The 20,723-nt window shown below is 64.1% G+C and carries 15 protein-coding genes; 3 read left to right on the top strand and 12 right to left on the bottom strand.

Features of this window, described 5'->3' with window-relative positions; translation table 11 throughout:
- Positions 1–6: 6 nt before the first annotated feature.
- From ACCQ16_RS12485 to ACCQ16_RS12495, 3 genes are read right to left on the bottom strand one after another with little or no spacing between them, the layout of a single operon-like run.
- On the bottom strand, positions 7–1,386 hold the full coding sequence (locus ACCQ16_RS12485; protein ID WP_277572693.1) for a purple acid phosphatase family protein: 1,380 nt from the start codon (positions 1,384–1,386) through the stop codon (positions 7–9).
- Positions 1,383–2,504 carry a phytase gene (locus ACCQ16_RS12490; protein ID WP_041469682.1) on the bottom strand — a complete coding sequence of 374 codons (1,122 nt, stop codon included), beginning with the start codon at positions 2,502–2,504 and terminating at the stop codon, positions 1,383–1,385. Before ACCQ16_RS12490 ends, ACCQ16_RS12485 begins: the two co-directional genes overlap by 4 nt.
- A complete protein-coding gene (locus ACCQ16_RS12495; RefSeq protein ID WP_277572692.1) occupies positions 2,501–5,059 on the bottom strand; it encodes a TonB-dependent receptor in 2,559 nt (852 codons plus the stop codon). Before ACCQ16_RS12495 ends, ACCQ16_RS12490 begins: the two co-directional genes overlap by 4 nt.
- A gap of 151 nt (positions 5,060–5,210) precedes the next feature.
- On the opposite strand from ACCQ16_RS12495, the gene upp reads away from it, so the two are divergent.
- The gene (gene upp, locus ACCQ16_RS12500) at positions 5,211–5,843 is read left to right on the top strand and encodes a uracil phosphoribosyltransferase (protein ID WP_011347830.1); all 633 of its coding nucleotides are present in this window, start codon (positions 5,211–5,213) and stop codon (positions 5,841–5,843) included.
- 149 nt (positions 5,844–5,992) lie between these two features.
- On the opposite strand, the gene ACCQ16_RS12505 is transcribed toward upp, so the two are convergent.
- The 7 genes from ACCQ16_RS12505 to rsmD form a co-directional block, all read right to left on the bottom strand.
- Positions 5,993–7,753, bottom strand: coding sequence for a glycoside hydrolase family 9 protein (locus ACCQ16_RS12505; RefSeq protein ID WP_218556295.1), 1,761 nt, complete (start codon positions 7,751–7,753; stop codon positions 5,993–5,995).
- A 289-nt stretch (positions 7,754–8,042) separates the two neighbouring features.
- Complete coding sequence (gene ggt, locus ACCQ16_RS12510) at positions 8,043–9,821, bottom strand: gamma-glutamyltransferase (RefSeq protein ID WP_014090435.1); 1,779 nt, start codon at positions 9,819–9,821, stop codon at positions 8,043–8,045.
- Entirely contained in the window at positions 9,818–10,102 is a 285-nt protein-coding gene (locus tag ACCQ16_RS12515; protein WP_014090436.1) for a YfhL family 4Fe-4S dicluster ferredoxin, read from the bottom strand. Before ACCQ16_RS12515 ends, ggt begins: the two co-directional genes overlap by 4 nt.
- Positions 10,093–10,275, bottom strand: coding sequence for a hypothetical protein (locus ACCQ16_RS12520; RefSeq protein ID WP_218490655.1), 183 nt, complete (start codon positions 10,273–10,275; stop codon positions 10,093–10,095). Before ACCQ16_RS12520 ends, ACCQ16_RS12515 begins: the two co-directional genes overlap by 10 nt.
- 58 nt (positions 10,276–10,333) lie before the next feature.
- On the bottom strand, positions 10,334–10,831 hold the full coding sequence (locus ACCQ16_RS12525; protein ID WP_005931897.1) for a hypothetical protein: 498 nt from the start codon (positions 10,829–10,831) through the stop codon (positions 10,334–10,336).
- A gap of 46 nt (positions 10,832–10,877) precedes the next feature.
- A complete protein-coding gene (coaD, locus tag ACCQ16_RS12530; RefSeq protein ID WP_008574388.1) occupies positions 10,878–11,384 on the bottom strand; it encodes a pantetheine-phosphate adenylyltransferase in 507 nt (168 codons plus the stop codon).
- Positions 11,381–12,070, bottom strand: a complete 690-nt coding sequence (gene rsmD / locus ACCQ16_RS12535) for a 16S rRNA (guanine(966)-N(2))-methyltransferase RsmD (RefSeq protein WP_170808564.1) — start codon at positions 12,068–12,070, stop codon at positions 11,381–11,383. Before rsmD ends, coaD begins: the two co-directional genes overlap by 4 nt.
- A 172-nt stretch (positions 12,071–12,242) precedes the next feature.
- Between rsmD and htpG the strand changes: the two genes are divergently transcribed.
- The gene (gene htpG / locus ACCQ16_RS12540; RefSeq protein ID WP_372379970.1) at positions 12,243–14,147 is read left to right on the top strand and encodes a molecular chaperone HtpG; all 1,905 of its coding nucleotides are present in this window, start codon (positions 12,243–12,245) and stop codon (positions 14,145–14,147) included.
- A gap of 457 nt (positions 14,148–14,604) precedes the next feature.
- Positions 14,605–14,922: a hypothetical protein gene (locus tag ACCQ16_RS12545; RefSeq protein WP_083347918.1), complete on the top strand. Its 318-nt coding sequence runs from the start codon at positions 14,605–14,607 to the stop codon at positions 14,920–14,922.
- A 74-nt stretch (positions 14,923–14,996) separates the two neighbouring features.
- Here ACCQ16_RS12545 and ACCQ16_RS12550 read toward each other — a convergent pair whose 3' ends face one another.
- Together ACCQ16_RS12550 and ACCQ16_RS12555 are read right to left on the bottom strand one after the other, a co-directional pair.
- Positions 14,997–17,372 (bottom strand): glycoside hydrolase family 127 protein, encoded by a 2,376-nt coding sequence (locus ACCQ16_RS12550; RefSeq protein ID WP_277572690.1) that lies wholly within the window; start codon positions 17,370–17,372, stop codon positions 14,997–14,999.
- A 146-nt stretch (positions 17,373–17,518) separates the two neighbouring features.
- Positions 17,519–20,413, bottom strand: coding sequence for a TonB-dependent receptor domain-containing protein (locus tag ACCQ16_RS12555; RefSeq protein WP_277572689.1), 2,895 nt, complete (start codon positions 20,411–20,413; stop codon positions 17,519–17,521).
- Positions 20,414–20,723 lie beyond the last annotated feature (310 nt).

Below are 20,723 nucleotides of genomic sequence, written 5' to 3' on the forward strand. Positions count from 1 at the left end.
CCTCGCTCATTCCCAGCATCGATCCGCACGCCCTTTGAGCGTTGCGCTGCGCGGGCAATTGCGTGGCGCGATGCGTCCCGCCTCGCGTTCGATCAAGCGTTTGCTGCCGTCGCTGTCGCGTTGCAGTTCGAACGCGTCGTACAGACGACCGGTGGCCGTGCGCGATTCGTACACCAGATGCTGGCTGTCCAGACGCAGCACCTGATAGAGCTGGGTGTCTTCGCCCACCGGGCGCATGGTGGTGCGCGCCATGTCCGACAGGCGGTACTGCTTGGGCCCGGCGACCGAGACCACGAAGACCGGCGTCGCCTGCCCGGCCGCATCGCCGCGTCGGCCGTAGGTGTGGTCGTGGCCCTGCAACACCAGATCCACCTTGTGGCGTCGGATCACCGGCAGCACCTGTGCGACCAACTTTTCGTTTTCGCGATCGGCACGCGGCGAGAAGAATGGCTGGTGGATCAGCACGATCGACCAGGGATGCGGGTTGTCGGCCAGCACCTTGTCCAGCCACTGCGCCTGCGCGGGGCCGGTCCCCAGGTCCAGCGCCGAGGTGCCGTCGAGCACGGCAACGCGCACGCCCTGGTAGTCGAACCAATAGCTGGTGCGCGCGGTGGCCGAAGGCCCGTTACGCGGCAACGCAAAGGTCACCGGCCAATGACTGCCGAGCACGCGGGTTGCCTGCGGCGTGTCTTCGCCCTCTTCGTGATATTCGTGATTGCCCGGCGCCGGCGCCACTGCAGTGCCTTCCAGCAGCCAGCGCCCGGCCTCGAACCACTCGGCCCATTCGTTGTCGTCCTGGCCGTCCTTGCCGCTGACCAGGTCGCCGGCGAACAAGGCCAGCCGCGCGTCCGGCGCCGAGCGCCAGGCCTGACGGATCACCCGCGAGACCAGACTGAGATTCTTGTTCTGGGTATCGCCGAAATACAGCAAGGTCAGCGGCGTGGTGGCTGTGGCAGCCGTGCGGAAGTGATTCCACGCGCCCCAGGTCCCCTGCCCCTGCACGCGGTACGCGTACATCGTGTCCGGCTGCAGCCCGTCGACATCGGCGCGATGGTGATGCGAACTGCCGTTTTCGCTGGCAAGCGTCAGCGTGCTCGCCCGAATGCGTCGTGGCGTGCCTACATCCGGCGAATCGCCGGCGACCACCAGTTCCAGCCACGGTCTGTCGACGCTGGCATCGGTGCGCCAGGCCACCGCAAACCCTGTGGCCGCGTCCTGCGCCGGCGTGGCGACGATGCGGTCCGGGAAGCCATCGGCAACATAATGCGTCGAACCCGCCGGCACCTGCGTATTGGGTTCGGCAGCACGGTCGGCAGCCGAGGCTGAAACGCTTATGGTTGCGATCGCCGCAAGCAACGCAGAGACCGATCTGCGCGCGGCCATCATGGCGTGCACTCTTTCAGGCGCAATGTCCGCGCGATATCGCGCCAATCGAACGCGGCCACTGCCTGGTCGTCATGCAACGCATAGAACACGCCACCCGGAAAGCGCGTATCGCTGCGTTGATCCAGCCACACGCCATCGGTGTTGGCGGTCACACGGCCGGCAAAGGCGCCGACATGCGCCAGCGTCTTGCGATCGAAGACCTGGAACACGCTGCGGTCCTTGAACTGATCGGTGGCGATCCAGTAGCCGCTCCCGTCGCTGCATGCGAACAAGCTGATGCCCTCGGCCTGCGCCTTGAACAGCCCGGCGCCGACGTTGCGGCCGCGATACCGCCCGTCCATGCCGTAGTCGCGCAACTGCGTGCCCACGGCCACGTCTTCTTCGGCAATCATCAGCCGCGCATTGGCTTCATCGCCGAACACCGATTCGGCAATCCGTACCGCGCCCGCTTCGCTGGTGTCGCCAAAACTCTGCGTCAGTCGTGCCTGCCAGCCCTGCCCTGCAGCATCGAGCTGATAACGCCGAAAGCGCTGGCCAAGCTCGGCCAGCGGCGGCGGCAGATCCTTGTTGGCCGGCGACATGTAGTTGTCGCTGACCACCACCTCGTAGCCGCCCTCGTGCTTGCGCACCCACAGGCCGTAGGGCTCGCGCAATTGGTTCTGGCCAAACGCCGTCACCGGCGTCAGATCGGGCAAGGAGAAGACCTGCACGCGCCGGTTGTCGCGCTCCACCACGAACACCAGGTCATCGACCACCGAAATGCCGTTGGGGCGGTCGAGCTTGCCCAGGGCCTTGCCCTTGCCGCCGACCACGCGCAGCCGCTTGCCGCTGTCGCCGTCGAACACCACCAGCGCATGCGTGTCCTTGGCCGTGGCGATCACCCAACGGCGACCATCCGGCGCCATCCAGCTGGCCGGCGAATCCAGGTTGTCCGCTGGCGTCAGCGCGGTAATGAAGGCTTCCGGCACCACTTCGTGCGCTACGTTGGCCTTGCTGAGCAAGGGATCCTTCAGCAGCGCTTCGTCGGCTTCGCGGCCGGCCGGGGCACTGGCGCAACCGACCAATGCGGCGGCAGCGGACAGCAGCGTGATCTGCACGAAGGTGCGTGGTGCGATCACAGCGCCACCTTCAGGCCAAGCGCGTAGGTGCGGCCGTACTCTTCATTTTGCAGGGTGCGCGAGCGGATGCCCTGATACAGCTCCAACGGCTCGTCCAACAGGTTCTGCGCTTCCAGATACAGGCTGACGTGGCTGTTGAATTGATAGTTCATGCTGAAATCCAGCTGCGTGTGTGGGGCAACGTAGATATCGTACGCACGGCTCTGCCCGATGGTGTCCAGATATTGGCTGCGATACACCGCCGCCACGCGCGCACTGAACCCGTATTTTTCGTAGCCCAGGTGGCCGCTGTAGATGCGCTTGGACGAACGCGGCAGGGTGAAGTCGTCGCCGGCACGATTTTCCAGACCCGGATTGAAATCGCTGTCCAGCACCGTGGCGCTGGCACCAACCAGAAAACCATTCCAGCCCTCGGGCAGGAAGTCCAGGGTCTGCTGCCAATTGAATTCCGCGCCGCGCACCTTTGCGGTTTCGCCATTGATCGAGCGTGTGACCTGCAGGCCCGGAAATTCCGCATCGTTGGTGTTGATGGTCTGCACGATGTAGTCGTCGATCGACTTGTGGAACACGCCCAGCGAGATCACGCCGGTACTGCCGAGGTATTTTTCGAACGACAGGTCCAGGTTCTGCGAACGGTACGGATCGAGATCGGGGTTGCCCAGACTCACCTCGTTATCGCCACGGTTGATGCTCACGCGTGGCGACACATCGCCGAACGCCGGGCGCGACAAGGTCTTGTTGGCCGCAAAGCGCAGCACCCAGTCGTTGCCACTGTCGTAACGCAGATGCAGGCCGGGCAGCACGTTGGTGTAGCTGCTGGAAGCCTCGCGTGGCGTCACCGTGGCGGTGCGGCCATTGGCTGCCACGTCCACCTGGTTGCCGGTGGCATCGAACTGGGTATTTTCCACGCGCACGCCGGCGATCATGCGCAGTGCGCCGATGTCCCAGGTGCCCATCGCATAGGTGGCGAAGACATCTTCGGTGGCCGTGTAATCGTCCTGCAGCGAGGTCTGCAGATTGCCGCCCACATCCTGCGGGCGTGCACTGTACAGATCGCCGGAGGTGTTCCAGTAACGGCGCATGCCGTCCGAGCCGATGCTCTGGCCCAAGGTGCCGCCACGGTGCTCGGGCGCGGGAGTGGTCCAGTCGCTCAGGTCGATGGCCGGCCCACGACGCAGCTCGTTTTCGTCCACGTTCACCCCGCGCTCGCGCCAGCGGCCCAGCACGCCCATCTTCAGGCTGGAATGCTCGCCGTCAAAGCGCACATTGATCTGCGCGCTGCGCTCGCTGTCGTCCACCTGCGTGGGCGCAATCACGAAGCGATCGAACACGAAATCATCGTTGCTCTGCCAGCCGTTGTCGGAGAAGCCCAGCTTCGGAATGCCACTGCGCTGATCCACCGTGGCCGCCAGATCGTCGCCGTCGTAATTGAAGCGCGCCTCCTTTTCATCGTTCACGCGCTCGCGGGTCTTGGTGTAGCCCAGCTTGTAATCCACGGTGGCGGCGCTCAGGCGGTTTTCGCCACCCACGCTCAACGCCATGGTGTCTTCCTTCTTGGTGCGGTAGCGCACGCGCTTGGAAATGCTGTCGGCCGGCAGGTCGTCCACGCGATAGGTGCCGTCGCCATTGGCACTGACCTCGCCATCGCTCAACCCGAAGATGGTGCGCTGACGCGTTTCGGCATCGTCGAAACGGCTGTAGAGCGTGCGCAGGTAGTAGCGGTTATCCGCGTCCGGGCGCCAGTCCAGATTGAGGTTCGCGCCCATGCGGGTGCGTTCGATGAAGTATTTGCGGCGTTGCACTTCGCCGGCGAACAGATCGTCGTCCGCGCCACCGTCAAAGGTGTCGTAGGCCACTTCGGTATTGTCCGATTCGAACTCGCGGTCCTGATAGTTCACGCCCACGGCCACCCCGAAGGTGCCATTGAAGATGTCGCTGTAGTTGAAGGCGCCCTTCGGGCTGGTCTTGCCCGACAGCGACTGGTGGCTGGCTTCGATGGAGCCGCGCAAGGTGCGTCCGTCGCGATCGAAGGCGGAGGTGGATTCCACCTGGATCGCGCCGCCGATGGAATCGCCCGGCATGTCCGGGGTCGGCGACTTGACCACCTTCAGGCGCTCGGTGGAATCGGAAGGAATCACGTCCAGCGGTGCCGAACGCGTGCCGTCTTCCGGCGTGCCCATGGTCATGCCGTCGATAGTGACGCTGTTGAGCGACGAATCCAGTCCGCGGATGACCACAAAGCGGCCTTCGCCCTGGTCGCGCGTCACGCTGACGCCGGGCAGGCGCTGCAAGGATTCTGCAACATTCTTGTCCGGGTAACGTCCCATCGCATCGGAGGCGACGGCGTCCTGGATGGCATCGGAGGCGCGTTTGAGATCGACTGCGCGCTCCTGCGCTTCCAGCTGCGGGCGCACCTCCAGCCGCTCCAGGTCGATTGCCGCAGCGCTGGCAGCGCCGCCCGTGGCCGCACCCTGGGCCGCGTGCGCCAGCGGACTCCACGTGGCCGCAGCCAACGTCAGCGTGATCGCCAGGCAGAGCGGAGTCTTGTTCAACACGGGTGCTTCCCCAATCGGTTAAGAATGGGTGGGCACACTATGTCTACGACGTTTCACTGACATGACATATGCATCAGCGATCACACCCGAAGTGTGGCGACACACCGCGCGGCTGCGGCACACTGTGCCCCTCTCCCGCCTGCCGCTGCCCATGAAAATCGTCGAAGTCCGCCACCCCCTCGTCCAGCACAAGATCGGCCTGCTGCGCGATGCCGCGTTGAGCACCAAGGGCTTCCGCGAACTGGTCACCGAACTGGGCACGCTGCTGGCCTACGAGGCCACCGCCAATCTGGACACCGAATCGCACACCCAGCCGGGCTGGGCCGGCCCGGTGACGGTGCAGCGCATTGCCGGCGCAAAGATCACCTTGGTACCGATCCTGCGCGCCGGTCTGGGCATGCTGCCCGGCGTACTGGCACTGATTCCTGCCGCACGCGTGAGCGTGGTCGGTCTGCAGCGCGATGAAGAGACCCTGCAACCGGTGCCCTATTTCGAACGCCTCACTGGCCGCCTGGAAGAACGCGACGCCCTGATCCTGGACCCGATGCTGGCCACCGGCGGCACCCTGATGGCCACCATCGACATGCTCAAGCGCGCCGGCGCACGGCGCATCAAAGGCATCTTTCTGGTCGCCGCGCCGGAAGGCCTGAAGGCGCTCGAAGCGGTGCACCCGGATGTCGAGGTCTATACCGCGGCCATCGACGACCACCTCAACGACAAGGGCTACATCCTGCCCGGCCTGGGCGATGCAGGCGACCGGATTTTTGGGACGCGGCTGGAGTGAGTTTAAGCCCCTCTCCCCCCGGGAGAGGGGTTGGATGAGGGTACGGTGTATCAGTATTCCTGCCGACGCCGTACCCTCATCCGGCGCTGCGCGCCACCTTCTCCCGACGGGAAAAGGAACAGCCGCGGCATCGGCTTGATAGCGACGCTTTAGCGCGTCGACGCCTCGATCGCCGCGCTCACATACACCAGCGGCGCATTCCAGTTGATCGCCACCTCGTTGGTGGAGTAGCTGCAGAAGTTGTCCAGGTACGACAACGCCGGCCGTTTGGAGGGGTACGGCACCTTGCACTCCTTGGCATCCTGCTGCCCCGGCTGCGGGCCGCCGACCAGCCAACCCGGCACCGGCGCTTCGATCCCATCGGCCTCGGAGGGGCGGTGATGGATATGCATCGGGGTGCGTTTGCCTATCCCGGTCACGAACGACAGCCCCAGCGGATTGCGGCCCAGGATGTAGTCCAGCTGCGATTGCGCCGCATCCAGAAATTGCCGCTGCTGCGTCAGCCGGTAGCCCTGTAGCAGCATCATCGCGCGGTTGAGCACCCCTGCATTGCTGCCCCAGACGAAATCGCTGTCGTTCATCGCCAGCCGCCATGCCGATGATTGCCAAGTGTCGGCCAACTGTTGTGCCAGTCCGGTGATCTCCCGTGCGATCCGCGCGCGATCGGCATGCGGCGTGAGTCGGTCGCGATGCGCGGCCAACGACATCCAGGCCAGCCCACCGACATTGCCCCATGAGGGCACGGTGGCCGGCACGTTGCGCGCGATCATCGCGTCGTAGAACCCATCCTCGCCGGTGGCGATGTACAACTCGGCCGCCGCCCAGGCGAATTCGTCATCCAGGTGTGCATCGTCGTAACCGCCGGTACGCACGTCGCTGGGCTGCCGGTAGATCACGTCCGGATGCTGCTTCGCCCACGCCCACGCAGCCCGCGAGGCTTTCATCATGTGCGCCGACAGCCCCGGATACTGCTTTTCAAATGGCGCATATACGCGACTGGCGACGGCCATCACCGCAGCGAAGTCCAAGGTCGCGGCAGTGGTCTTCATCACCACGTAGCGTTGCTGGGTGGCCTGATCCGGCATCACCAAGCCATCGAACTGCTTGTCGGTGAGCTTGTGGTACACGCCGCCATCGGCCGGGTCCTGCATGGCGAGCATCCAGTCCAGATTCCACCAGGCCTCCTGCAGGATGCCGGGCACGCCGGGCGCATCGTCGGGGATGGTCAGCGGCTTGGACCTGAAGAACGCCGGATACTGCTCGTAGGCCGCCAGCAAGGTGTAGGTGCTGATGCCGGAATTGACGATGTACTTGTTGTAGTCGCCCGCGTCGTACCAGCCCTTGGGCGCGCTGATCACGCTATCGGTCGGACGCGTTGCAGACGCTGCGGACGGATGGATGCGCACCTGCGTATCCGGGTGCCCGGCCGCGCGCGCATAGCGCCCGGCGTAGCGTGCCGGCAGCGCGGTGCTGGCACGGTTGAAGTAGAACGCCTTCAACGCTGCATCGACCAGGGGCTGATAGGCATGCGCGTTGATGGCGAAGGTCTCCGATGCCGGCAGCCCGTCGACCTTCAACCGATAGGTTCCGACCGCACGCAGCCCGGAAAAATCCGCCACCCGCGCCTGCTGTCCGGCCGGCGACCACATCGCGGCCGGCTGCAGGGTTCCCTGCAACACGCTGCGTCCCTGTGCATCTTCGACGGTGAAGCGGTCCGAACGCTGCGCGGTGCCCTGCGGCGGCAGCCCGACGATCGCCATTTTTGCCGAGCCCGGCAGATAGCCCAGCTGGTTGACGTGGATGGCGTCGCTGGCCGCCACGGCCTCCTGCCTGCCGGTTGTCTCTGCAGCGCAGGCGAGCACGGGCGAAACGATCATCAGGCTGGTGAGCAGAGTTTTGAAGATAGTCATGCCACGATGGTCGCCGCATTATCTTGCAGCGACAAGTCCAATGCCGGCATAGCCGATGCGTCAATCCGCATCGCTGCAGCAATGCGCCCCTTGCGCGGATCGCCTCGCACGCAGCCATGCCGCGCTCATCATCACTGCATGCCAGCAATCAAGCGCATGCTGGGCTGGCAGCAAACGCGCCAGCCCAGGCAACCACGGTCGCATTGCATCAATGGCGCTTGATCGAAACAACGAACAACGCCCGGCCGCCTTGCCGGCTACCGGGCGTCGACGCAATCGGGTTCACGCCTCAGCGTGCCGTCGCGTCCAACTGCACTTGCGCCTTGCCCACCGGGTTACGCGGGTCGCTGCCGCCGCTGAGCACGTTGCGGCGCTTGTCCCACTCCACCGTTTGCAGGTTGCCCCACACATGGCTGGAGCCACGGCCGCCTTCGGCGGTGTCGCCTGGCATTTTCAATGCATGCCCCATCGCTTGCAGGCCCTTGGCGGTCTGCGCCGAAAACGCGTCGGTCTCGGCGTCGATCACGTCCGGCAACCACTGGTGGTGATAGCGCGGCAGCGCACTGACCGCCTGCGCATCCAGGCCGGCGTCGTAGCCCAGGATCCCCAGCAGCACCATGGTGATGATGCGGCTGCCGCCCGGGGTGCCGAGCACGATCGCCTTGTCGGCCGATTCCATGAAGGTGGGTGTCATCGAACTGAGCATGCGCTTGCCCGGCTTGGGCGCGTTGGCGGCGTAGCCCATCACGCCGAACGCATTCGGAGTGCCCGGCTTGAGCGCGAAGTCGTCCATCTCGTTGTTGAGCAGCACGCCGGTGCCCTTGGGAATCAGGCCCGAGCCGTACAGCAGGTTCACCGTCTGGGTGGCACCGACGCGGTTGCCTTCGCCATCGATGATGGAAAAGTGCGTGGTCTCGTCGTCTTCCAGCGGCGTGGGGTTGCCCGACAGCAGATCGCTGGGCGTGGCCTTGTCCGGATTGATGGTGGCACGCAGGCCTTGCGCGTAGTCCTTGCTGGTGAGCACGCGCTGCGGCACGTCCACAAAGTCCGGGTCGCCCAGGAAGAAGGTGCGATCGCGGTAGGCGCGGCGCATCGACTCCACCACCAGATGGGTGCGATGCACCTCATCGAGCGTGTTCAAGTCCCAGCCCTCCAGGATCTGCAGCATCGCCGCCAGCGCAATACCACCGGACGACGGCGGCGGCGCAGTGGTGATCTTCCAGCCGCGGTAGTCGAACTGGATCGGCGCGCGCTCCTTGACCCGGTACCCGGCCAGCTCGGCCGCGCTCCACTGGCCGCCGGCCTGCTTCACGCCGGCCAGCAACTTCTTGGCGGTCTCGCCCTTGTAAAACCCGTCGAAGCCCTTGTCGCCGAGCAGCTGCAGCGTCTGCGCCAGCTCCGGCTGCTTGAAGGTGTCGCCTTCGGCAATGGGTTTGCCGCCGCGCAGATACACCTCGCGCGTACCGGGGTAACGCTCCATCACCTCGCGCCGCGAGGCATAGCCCTTGGCCATGCGCGCGTAGACGGGAAAACCCTCCGTCGCGATGCGGATCGAGGGTGCCAGCGACTGCTTCAGCGGCAGCCGGCCGTGTTTGGCAGCCAGCTCCACCAGCGCTGCGGGCAAGCCCGGGATGCCCGCCGACCACGGGCCATTGACCGAGCGGTCGCGGTCCAGCTCGCCTTTCTTGTCGAGAAACTGCGCTTCGGTGGCCGACGCGGGCGCGGTTTCGCGCGCGTCCAGCATCACGTCCTTGCCGGTCTTGGCATCGTGCAACAGGAAGAAACCGCCGCCGCCCAGCCCTGAGCTGATCGGCTCGACCACCGCCAGCGTGGACGACACCGCCACCGCGGCATCGAACGCATTCCCGCCTTCGCGCAGGATCTGCAGGCCGGCATCGGTGGCCAGCGCATGGCCGCTGGCGATCGCCGCGCCGGGCGGATGCGCGGCAACCGCTGCGGTGGTGGCCGTCGCCGGCTTGGCGGCATCGGCGCACCAGGCCGCTGGCGCCAGCACAAAGGCCAGCAGCAACACGCCGCGCGAAGAAAAACGTCGGGAAAAAGTGCTCACGGGGCGGGGGGCTCCTGTTCGTACAGTTCGGGGTGATCGCGCTGCAATTGCATCAGCTTGGCCAGCAACTGGTCATGGGTTTCCGGAATGGCCGGATCCGGATCGATGCATTCGACCGGGCACACCACCACGCACTGCGCTTCGTCGAAATGGCCCACGCACTCGGTGCAACGTGCCGGATCGATGACGTAGATGGTTTCGCCCATCGAGATGGCGTGATTCGGGCACGCAGGCTCGCAGACGTCGCAGTTGACGCAGAGCTCGTTGATTTTCAGAGACATATCGGCACTACGATGCGACGCGACGCGACGCGCTGCAACCGCAGGCGCTGGAACGCAATGTGCTGCTGCAGCCGGGCGCCCATGGCGCGCAGCGGCAGGTAGATAGCGCCCTGGGCGCTGTCGGACACCGGCCTGGTGCGGCCGGCTCCGGTGGAGTGCGAACTCGGCAGCATGGTGCATTCCCAGGCTGCGGCCGGATGCGCCCTCCCGCGCATCCGGCCTGCTACGGCATTACTTGGCTTCAACGAAGATGTATTCCGCGCCCTTGGGCTGGACGATGGTCTGCACGCGCGCGTTGTCGGCAGCATTGCCGATGAACAGCACGCGCACACCCTTCATCGAGTCCGGTGCCACGTCCTTGAACGCCGCATCGATCAGGTCGGCCATCTTGCTGGACGCCGACGAACCGAAGGCCAGCATGTTGCCCGGCTGCACGCCACGCGCGAGCGCGGTCTTGACGCTTTCCAGCTGACGCTCGTAGCTGCCGGCAAATTCGGCGTCCGACTCCGGCGGCAAGTAGTACAGGAACGGGCTGTTGGTGGTGGTGCCCAGGTTCTGGCCGACCACTTCCTGCAGGTACTTCTTCCAGCCGGCGTTGTCGTCCTTGGCCGGTGCGGTCAACGGGGCCGGTGCGGCGGCAGCGGTCGGTGCCGGCTCTTCCTTCTTGCAGGCGGTGACCGCCAGAGCGGCGATCGAAGCGAGCGCCAGAGCGCGCATGGTGTGTTTCATGAAACTCCTCCCTTTGAAATGCATGTGGTGATGTAACTGCAGATGATCAGGCCTGCGCGCGGGACTGGCGCACCTGCCGCAAGGCCTCGACAACCGATGCCGGCACGAAGCCGGACACATCCCCGCCCAGCCGCGCGATTTCGCGCACCAGCGAGGACGAGATGAAGCTGTATTGCTCGGCCGGGGTAAGAAACAGCGTTTCCACCTCCGGGATCAGATGGCGGTTCATGCTGGCCATCTGGAATTCGTATTCGAAGTCGGACACTGCCCGCAGGCCGCGCAGCAGCACGCCGGCGCCCATCTCGCGCACGAAATGCGCCAGCAGGGTATCGAAGCCGCGCACTTCCACATTGGTATGCGCCGCCAGCGCTTCCTGGGCCAGCGCCACGCGGCGCTCCAGCGACAATGCCGGGCCCTTGGAGGGGCTATACGCCACACCCACCACCACGCGCTCGAACAACGGCGCGGCGCGATTCACCAGGTCGATATGCCCATTGGTGATCGGGTCGAAGGTACCGGGATAGACGGCGGTGCGGCTGTTGGCAACGCTCATACGGAGACTACCGGGGTCGGATCGCTCTTCAGTGTAGCAGCGGCCCGGCGGTACAGCGCATAGCGCACCTCACGGGTGGCGCCCTCGCGGTGCAGATGCCAGCCGGCCGGCAGCAGCGGCGGCGCATCGGCGGGCGCTTCAAGGTACAGCCAGGCGTCGGCCGCCACATGCGCCGGCAGGTGCTCCAGCACTGCCGGCCACAGCCCGGCCGCGAACGGCGGGTCGACGAAGACGATATCAGCCAGCGCTGCGGGCGCACGCTCCAGCCAGCGCACCGCATCTTCCTGCAGCACCTGCACCTGCGTGGCGGCATCCAGCCGGGTCACGTGCTCGCGCAGCCGCTGCACCAGGCCGGGGTCGCGTTCGATCAGGGTGGCATGCGCAGCGCCGCGCGACACCGCCTCCAGGCCCAGCGCGCCGGAGCCGGCGAACAGATCCAGCACGCGCGCGCCGGGCAGGCGCGGCATCAGCCAGTTGAACAGCGTTTCGCGCACGCGGTCGCTGCTGGGGCGCAGGCCGGGCAAGCTGGGCACCGCCAGCCGCGTATTGCGCCAGCGCCCGCCAACAATACGCACCTGGCCTTCCGCGCCACACGAGGCCGGGCGCTGCGGGCGGCTCATCGCCCCGCACCTGGCGAGGGCGGGCGGGTGCAGCACGGCAGTAGCGCAGTTGGCGACATGGCTCAAGGCAGGACGAATGGCCGGCCATGATACCGCCGCCATCGCCGCAGCCGCCCTGCCCCGCGCCAGCCGCCGCGCGGCACATTCGCGCAGGCACGCCTTGAAAAATCGGCAGAAGGCCGCATCCCCCAGGCCATCGGCCGCGTTGCGGCCTGGACCACCACGGAGCACGACCCCAATGACCGTTGAAACCGACAAGCAGACGCTCGGCTTCCAGACCGAGGTCAAGCAGCTGCTGCAGCTGATGATCCATTCGTTGTACTCGAACAAGGAAATCTTCCTGCGCGAGCTGGTCTCCAATGCCGCCGATGCCGCCGACAAGCTGCGCTTCGAAGCCCTGGTCAAGCCCGAGCTGCTGGAAGGCAGCGGCGAGCTGCGCATCCGCGTCGATTACGACAAGGACGCGCGCACTGTGACCATCGACGACAACGGCATCGGCATGAGCCGCGAGGAGGCGGTCTCCCACCTGGGCACCATCGCCAAGTCCGGCACTGCCGATTTCCTCAAGCACCTCAGCGGCGACCAGAAGAAGGATGCCAACCTGATCGGCCAGTTCGGCGTGGGCTTCTATAGCGCCTTCATCGTCGCCGACCAGGTGGACGTGTATTCGCGCCGCGCCGGCCTGCCGGCCAGCGAAGGCGTGCACTGGTCCTCGCGTGGCGAAGGCGAATTCGAGATCGCCAGCGTCGACAAGCCCGAGCGCGGCACCCGCATCGTGCTGCACCTGAAGGAAGGCGAAGAATCGTTCACCGATGGCTGGACGCTGCGCGGCATCCTCAAGAAATACTCCGACCACATCGGCCTGCCGATCGAGATGCGCAAGGAGCATTACGGCGAAGCCGCCGACACGCCGGCAGAGCCCGAATGGGAAGCGGTCAACCGCGCCAGCGCGCTGTGGACGCGCCCCAAGTCCGAGATCAAGGACGAGGAGTATCAGGAGTTCTACAAGCACATCGCCCACGACGCGGGCAACCCGCTGGCCTGGAGCCATAACAAGGTCGAAGGCAAGCTGGAATACACCTCGCTGCTGTTCGTGCCCGGCCGTGCCCCGTTCGACCTGTACCACCGCGACTCGGCCAAGGGCCTGAAGCTGTATGTGCAGCGCGTTTTCATCATGGACCAGGCCGAGCAGTTCCTGCCGCTGTACCTGCGTTTCATCAAGGGCGTGGTGGATTCGTCGGACCTCTCGCTCAATGTCTCGCGCGAAATCCTGCAATCCGGCCCGGTGGTCGATTCGATGAAGTCGGCGCTGACCAAGCGCTCGCTGGACATGCTGGAAAAGCTGGCCAAGGACAAGCCCGACGACTACGCCACGTTCTGGCGCAACTTCGGCCAGGCATTGAAGGAAGGCCCGGCCGAGGATTATGCAAACCGCGAAAAAATCGCCGGCCTGCTGCGCTTCTCCTCCACGCACGACACCACCGGCGCACAAAGCGTGGGCCTGGCCGATTACGTGAGCCGTTTGGCAGAAGGCCAGGACAAGCTGTACTACCTCACCGGCGAAAGCTACGCGCAGATCAAGGACAGCCCGCATTTGGAGGTCTTCCGCAAGAAGGGCATCGAAGTGCTGCTGCTCACCGACCGCATCGACGAATGGCTGATGAGCTACCTCACCGAGTTCGACGGCAAATCGTTCGTGGATGTGGCACGCGGCGACCTGGACCTGGGCAAGCTGGATTCGGAAGAGGACAAGAAGGCGCAGGAAGACCTCGCTAAATCCAAGGAAGGTCTGGCTTCGCGCATCAAGGCAGCGCTGGGCGACGACGTGGCCGAAGTACGCGTCTCGCATCGCCTGACCGATTCCCCGGCGATCTTGGCCATCGGCCAGGGCGACCTGGGCCTGCAGATGCGTCAGCTGCTAGAAGCCAGCGGCCAGGCGGTGCCGAAAAGCAAGCCGGTGTTCGAGTTCAATCCGACCCACCCGCTGATCGAGAAACTCGACGCGGAACAGGATATGGATCGCTTCGGCGACCTGAGTCGTGTGTTGTTCGACCAGGCTGCGTTGGCTGCGGGCGATAGTTTGAAGGATCCGGCCGCGTATGTGCGGCGGTTGAATAAGTTGTTGTTGGAGTTGTCGGTGTAAGCCGCACTACTTCTGCGCAACGCAAAGACCGGCCTAATCGCCGGTCTTTGCGTTTAAATGTTGGCATCCACATCCAGCAACTCAAGTTCTCGTTGATCTCTTGGTCGTCTCTCGCCATATTTCCCTGGATAACGGCATGACCATCAATTATTCCCGGCAAGGCAAACCGACAGACAATCACTTCATCGAGTCATTCATGACAGCCAGTATGCGTGTCTCAACACACATTGGCTCCAGCCACTAGACAGCGCACATCAGAAGTTCAAAGACTAGAGGGTCAGTGATACTCATTTCCCACCACCCCTTCGATCAGCAATATCCTATCGACTGAGTTCGCCACCTAGTTTGCTCTCCGAACAAAGCCGAGTTTCCCAGGCGTGTGAGCATCTAACGCAGGGGGGCGGTGAGAAAATAGCAGGATTTCGGAATTTCTCAGCAATGCTTTAGGATGGCAACCATGAAATTTATATCACTGTTGCTATTTCTATCTTTCACAGGCGCTTCTGCCGCGGAACCCGATAACGCAGAAACCTTCAAAGCAATTGAGGCGGCAAGCAAAGATTTTAAGAATCGAATTGTCGCAATGTATCCAGCCAGCGGCGAATACTCGGCTCTGCGAGACCTCGAGTCCTATTCCATGGGGATTGCCCGAACACCTTCAAAAATAGTCATCGTCTTTTTAGTGGATAGGCGCTTAGGAATCATAGGCGGCGGCGGAGAATACACGCTGAGCAAAAAGGACGCGAAAGTTATAAGCTTTCAGGGGTACGAATAAATTCGTACAGCCTTCCTGCTTTCCGACGCCTCGTAGAAGCTCGTCATACGAATAACACGCGCTAGCTACAGCGCTCACGCCGACTCCAGCACCCAACACCCAAATGCAGGCCCCGCCGAATAACCGGTCTCCGGTTCGATGCGAATCTGCAGGGTGTCGCGGCCGGCGACTGTTGCTGGCAGTGCGTAATCCACATCGACGAAATCCAGGCCGCGGTTGCCGTCAAGGCGTTCGTTGGCGATGAGTTCGCCGTCGGCGAGGAGGCGGAAGCGACGGCGGGTTTCGTCGCCCCAGTAGCGCAGGCGCAGGATGCGGGCCTGGGCGGTATTGCGCAGGGTGAAGGCCATGAAGCCGCCAGTACGCACGTCGCGGCCGGGCCGGCGGCGGTAGCTGAGCGGGTTGGAATTTTCCCCCTGCAGTGCATGCGCCTTCTCGGAGGCTTCATCGCCTAGCGCGATGCGATCGAGCGCGCGGGTGTCGAGTGCGTGTTGCGCCGCCGCTACTGCCGCCAGTTCGGTCTGGCGTTGCTGCCATGCGGCGGCGTCGCGGTGTTCCAGGTAGACCGCGCTGCGGCGGTCGAACTGGGCGTAGAACGGGGACAACTGCCACTGCTGCACGCCATCGTTGTAGACGAAGGCTGTCTTGCCCGGCACCGGTTGCAGGCGTTGCAGGATGTCCTGCCCCCCGATCAATGCCGGGGTCTTGCCCGACCAGGGCTTGGAGGCATCGCCCAGATCCACGGCAAGCACCAGCGGCCCGCGCAGCACCGAGACCCAGGCGGGATCGTCCGGGGTCGCTTCCAGGCGCAGCGGCATGTCGAACGCCAGGCTCAGTGTGTCGCCGCGCTGCCAGGTGCGCGTGATGCACAGATAGCCATCGCTGACAGTGCTATCGACAGGCTGGCCATTGAGTTGCAGGCGCGGCTGTTTCGCCCAACCTGGCACGCGCAGTGCGAGCGTGCGTTGCTCGGCCGGCGCGGCATCGATGCGCAGCGAGGCGCTGCCCTGCTCCGGCAAGGCGCTGTGCAAGGTCATGTCCAGGCCGGCAGCATCGTGCACCATGGAGGGCACATACAAATTGACGTAGACGCCCTGCCCGTCCTGCCAGTAGATGGAATCGCCGAATTGCGCGTGCGCTTCCATGCCGCTACCAACGCAGCACCAGAAATCGTCGAACGGCGACGACCAGCCGCGCGCTTCGCCGGCCAGCAATGGCGTCATATACGTGAACATGCCGCTGCGTGGGTGCTGCTGCGCCATCACGTGGTTGAGCAAGGTGCGCTCGTAGTAGTCGAACAACTCCGCTTGCGGGCCCCATTGATACAGGTGGCGGGTGAGCTTGAGCATGTTGTAGCTGGCGCAATGCTCGCAGGTCTGCTCGGTGAGGAACTTTGAAATGCTGTCCGGCTGCTGGAAATATTCGCGATCGCCATTGCCGCCGATCACATAGGTGTGGTGGTCGGTGACGGTGTGCCAGAAGAAGCGCGCTGCGGCGCCGGATGCGGCATCGCCGGTGACTTCGTATTCGCGGGCCACACCGATCAGCTTTGGGACGTTGGTATTGGAATGCTGGTGCGCCAATTCGTCACGCTGTGCAACCAGCGGGTCGATCACGGCGTGGTGATGCAGACGCTGCGCCAGCGCCAACCATTGCGCATCATTGGTTCGCACATGCAGTTCGACGAACGATTCGTTGAGGCCGCCGAATTCGCACGACAGCGTTTTTTGCAATTGCGCCTCGTCTAGCGCGGAGAAGATGCCTTGCAGGTATCCAGCCAGACCCACCGCCACCTGCAGCGCTTGCGCGTTATCGCAATGCGCATGCACGTCGAGCAGGCCGGCGAACAATTTGTGCCACGTGTAGAGCGGTGCCCAGCTCCCGTTGAGATAGAACGGCGCTGCGTCGATCTTGCCGCGTTTGAGCTCGTCGAAGACCGCGCGCCCGCTTTCGATCTTCCCGGCTGCGTCCTTGCGCGTGAAGCCGGCCACGTAGCCATCGCCGGCATGCGCCTGGCAGCGCGCCAGTTCGCTGACGATATAGGCTGCGCGCGTGCGGCATTGCGCGTCGCCAGTTTGTGCGTGCATCAGTGCCAGCGCACTGAGATAGTGGCCGAGCGTATGCCCGGCGATGGTGTCCGCTTCCCAACCGCCATAGGCTGGCGCCTTCGGGTCGAGGCCGGCATACAGCACGAAGTTGTGCAACAGCCGGTCCGGCTGCAGCCGCATCAGATAGCGCCTGTTGGTGTGCAGCGCATCCAGGAACAGCGACGGCGTGAGCCTGACCTGGGCGAGCGGCACCGCGCGCACGCTGCCCGGTTGCGCAGCGCTGGCCTGGGCTGGAAAGCGCAGGAAGCCGGCGGCCACCGCCAGGCTGCTCCAGGCCAGAAAGCGCCGCCGCGACAACGACGGCGTGTGGTTGCAGGTCGATTCGCCTAGGTGTGCTTCCGCCATGGGATCAGCTTAGCTCCTGATGGCGCGCAGGCATGCGCGCAGGGTCGCAACAACATGATCGCCGCTGCGCTGGCAATGCTGGCGTGACGTGGCGTCTGCACAACCGGCCGCAATCGGCCACGCAGCGCAGCGAGACACCAGCGCACTCAGAACTTCACCGTCGCGCGTGCCCAGTAAAAGCGGCCGAGCAGATCGTAAGTGGCCACGTCGGTGTTCGCATTGCCCACATTGTTGGCGTAGTACAGCGGCGGCTGCTTGTTGGCGATGTTGTCCACGCCGACCTCAAAGCGCGTATGCCATGGCTCGATGTTATAGCCAAGCTGCAGGTTGTTGTAGACGTAGGCACCGATATTGCGCACCACGGTCGGTTCGCTGGAATCGGCCGACAGGCTCTGGTCCGGATCCGAGTTGCCGATGGCGGTATGCCCCACATAACGGATGCGCCAGGTGGCGCTCCAGTCATCCAATGCCCAGCTGACCGTGCCCAGTGCGCGCCAGCGTGGGAAGTTGCCGTAGGCCTGGGTGTAGCGGCCTACGTTGTGGATGGTGACCGAGCTGGGGTCGGTGGTGTCGGGCAACACGTCGTAACGGGTGAGATAGGTGCCGTTGAGGCCGGCGGTGACATTGCCCCATGCCATGGCAGGCAAGCGGTAGGTCAGGTTGAAGTCCATGCCCTTGGCCCACAGCTTGCCCAGATTGACGGTGGGCTCGGCGATGTAATTGATGGTGCCGTTGCCGTTGCGATGGATCAACGCGCAGAACGCGCTGGCCGAGTTGGCGAAGCATTGATTCAGCACCGTCTGCGCCGACACCGTGGTGATGGTGTCTTCCAGATCGATGCGCCACCAGTCCGCACTCAACGACAGGCCGTCGATCCACTGCGGGTCGTACACAAATCCGACGTCGTAGGACTTACCGGTTTCCGGCTTGAGCTGGTAGCCGGCGACTGCCGCGCCGGAGACCTTGCCCGACACCTGCCCGTCCGATTGCTGGTAGCTACCATCGGTGGGCACATTGGCGCAGGCCACCGTGTTGCCGCCGGTGTAGCCGTTACACGGGTCGTTGACGGTGGCCGCGTCGCCGGCCACGCCGGCATACAGCTCGTTGATGTTGGGTGCGCGAAACACTTGCGAGACGGTGCCGCGCAACAACAGGTTTTCGACGGGGCGGTATTCCAGCGACAGCTTGCTATTGGTCTTGCTGCCCACCGAGCTGTAGTCGGAAAAGCGCGTGCCCACGGTGATGTTCAGCGCATTGATGCCGGGCAGATCCTTGAGCAGCGGGAACAGCGCTTCGGCATAGGCCTCCTTGACATCGAAACTGCCGCTCAAGCTGGACGAACAGAATTCGATCACGCCGCACAGGCCGTTTTCATCGCCGGTCCAGAGCGGGTCCGAGGCGGTGGTGGAGCGTTCCTTGCGGTACGAAATGCCAGCCGCCAGACTGGCCTCGCCCGCCGGCAACTCGAACAATGTGCCGTTGGCATTGGCTTCGAATTGCTTGACCGTGTACACGCTGGTGACAATGGGGTTGACCACCATGCCCTGCAACGTGGCCAGGTTGGCGCTGTCGTTGAGGTTGAAGAAATTCAACGGCGTACAGCCGGCAATCGCTGCACCCGCGCTGCCGCACTTGACCACGCCATCGCTATCCAGAAACGAGGGACCGATGGCCTGATTGAACGCGGCATAGTCGAGAAAGCCGTTGTTGATCGACTTCTGCTTGACCTTGCCGTAATTGAACGTGGCATCCCACTGCCAGGAGCTGTCGCCGAAACGGCCGCGCAGACCCGGGCTGATCTGGAAGTTGTAGGTGTTGTATTGGTAGCGGCGGTTGCCCAACACGGTGGCGCGCGTATTGAGGTCGTTGTAGGAGGTGCCGGTGGTGCGATCGGTGCCGAAATTGACGCCGAACGGGTTGTAGTAACTCTGCGCCGAGACCAGGATGTTGTCGCCGTTGGAAAAGATCGGAATCGGCGCAATGATCGAGGCCGATTCGGTTTTACTGAACCAGGTATTGACGTAGCCCTCGACGCTGTCGCTGAAGCGATACGTGCCCAGCAGGAAGGCATTGGTGCGTTTTTGCGGGGTCTGCAACAGGTTGAACGGCTGGTAGTTGTAGGAATCTGCAGCAGCGTTATAACAGTGGAAATCGCCAGGACTCGCCCGCCCGCTGACGCCGCTGTTGAGGGTGACGCGCCCGCAACCATTGGATTGTGCGAGCAGCTGCGATTGATCCGAGCCATCGTTGAAGTTCACCGTGCCGGTGGGCGTGGCCGAGGAGCCCTGCTTCACCGGTTGACCATTGGTCAGCGCGAGCGCGTCCTTGGAGTAATCGCGCGCCGCTGCCGAGACGGCATCGATGTTGTGATACGACAGGCCGCCGATCAGGCTGCCGCGCTCCCAGGTCTTGCCGGCGGTCAAGGTGAAGTTGCGGCGGTTGCCGTCGCCCTCGCTGCTGGTGCCGAAGTCGCTGCTGAACTGCACGCCGTCGAAGCGCGAACGCAGGATGAAGTTGACCACACCGCCAATCGCATCGGAGCCGTACACCGCAGAGGCGCCATCGCTAAGCACCTCGATGCGTTCGATCATGCTGGAAGGAATGGCATTGACGTCGTTGTAAGCCAGGCGGATGCCATTGACCAGCACCAGCGTGCGCTTGTCGCCCAAGCCGCGCAGCGAGATCGCCGAGGCGCCGGTGCCGCCGCCGTTGTTGGTATACGGATTGGTCGCATTGCCGGCGATGGACGGCAGTTCCTGCAACAGATCGCCCACGGTCGCCTTGCCGGTGGCAGCGATCTGCTCCTGGCTGACGGTAACCACAGGATTGGCGGTCTCGGTATCCACCCGGCGCAAACGCGAGCCGGTGACCACCACGCTGTCCAGCGTCTGCGTCGCATCGCCACCGGCAGCTTGCTGCGCAGCCACCGGCGCAACCGCACCTGCCGACAGCACCAGCAGCAGCGCGGTGGTGAGCATGCTCGGCAACGGCCGCGTGGTGGCGCTGGTCGTGCGAGTCAGAGGCAACGGCAACATCGGCATGCAAGGCTCCTGAGTGTGACGAAAGACAAACCGTGGGCAATACCTGCCCGTGCCGGCGTACAGCGGCGCAGGGCGACGTAGATGGCAGACGTACGCTGCAACAAACCGCTGGCACGGTCGTGTTGCAGAGGCGCAGACAACGTGCGACGCAGGCGACCGAACAGTCGCGCAGCAACGCGTGTTACCGGAAAGGTGGTGCATTCCTCACTGGATGCGCTTATGCACTCCAGTTTTCATCAGCTGGTCACAATGTGCCTGTGCGCAGACGCCACGTCTTGTCGCATTTGGCGAACGCGCATGCGGAAAACAG

The sequence above is a fragment of the Xanthomonas sp. NCPPB 1062 genome, assembly GCF_041481705.2.
In the GTDB taxonomy this organism is placed as follows: domain Bacteria; phylum Pseudomonadota; class Gammaproteobacteria; order Xanthomonadales; family Xanthomonadaceae; genus Xanthomonas; species Xanthomonas euvesicatoria.

Coding starts and splice junctions, on each gene's coding strand:
- ACCQ16_RS12520 (WP_218490655.1), bottom strand. CDS start 10,275: ATGCTGCCGAGTTCGCACTCCACCGGAGCCGGCCGCACCAGGCCGGTG.
- ACCQ16_RS12525 (WP_005931897.1), bottom strand. CDS start 10,831: ATGAAACACACCATGCGCGCTCTGGCGCTCGCTTCGATCGCCGCTCTG.
- ACCQ16_RS12555 (WP_277572689.1), bottom strand. CDS start 20,413: ATGCCGATGTTGCCGTTGCCTCTGACTCGCACGACCAGCGCCACCACG.
- ACCQ16_RS12485 (WP_277572693.1), bottom strand. CDS start 1,386: ATGATGGCCGCGCGCAGATCGGTCTCTGCGTTGCTTGCGGCGATCGCA.
- htpG (WP_372379970.1), top strand. CDS start 12,243: ATGACCGTTGAAACCGACAAGCAGACGCTCGGCTTCCAGACCGAGGTC.
- upp (WP_011347830.1), top strand. CDS start 5,211: ATGAAAATCGTCGAAGTCCGCCACCCCCTCGTCCAGCACAAGATCGGC.
- ACCQ16_RS12545 (WP_083347918.1), top strand. CDS start 14,605: ATGAAATTTATATCACTGTTGCTATTTCTATCTTTCACAGGCGCTTCT.
- ACCQ16_RS12505 (WP_218556295.1), bottom strand. CDS start 7,753: ATGACTATCTTCAAAACTCTGCTCACCAGCCTGATGATCGTTTCGCCC.
- ACCQ16_RS12550 (WP_277572690.1), bottom strand. CDS start 17,372: ATGGCGGAAGCACACCTAGGCGAATCGACCTGCAACCACACGCCGTCG.
- coaD (WP_008574388.1), bottom strand. CDS start 11,384: ATGAGCGTTGCCAACAGCCGCACCGCCGTCTATCCCGGTACCTTCGAC.
- ACCQ16_RS12515 (WP_014090436.1), bottom strand. CDS start 10,102: ATGTCTCTGAAAATCAACGAGCTCTGCGTCAACTGCGACGTCTGCGAG.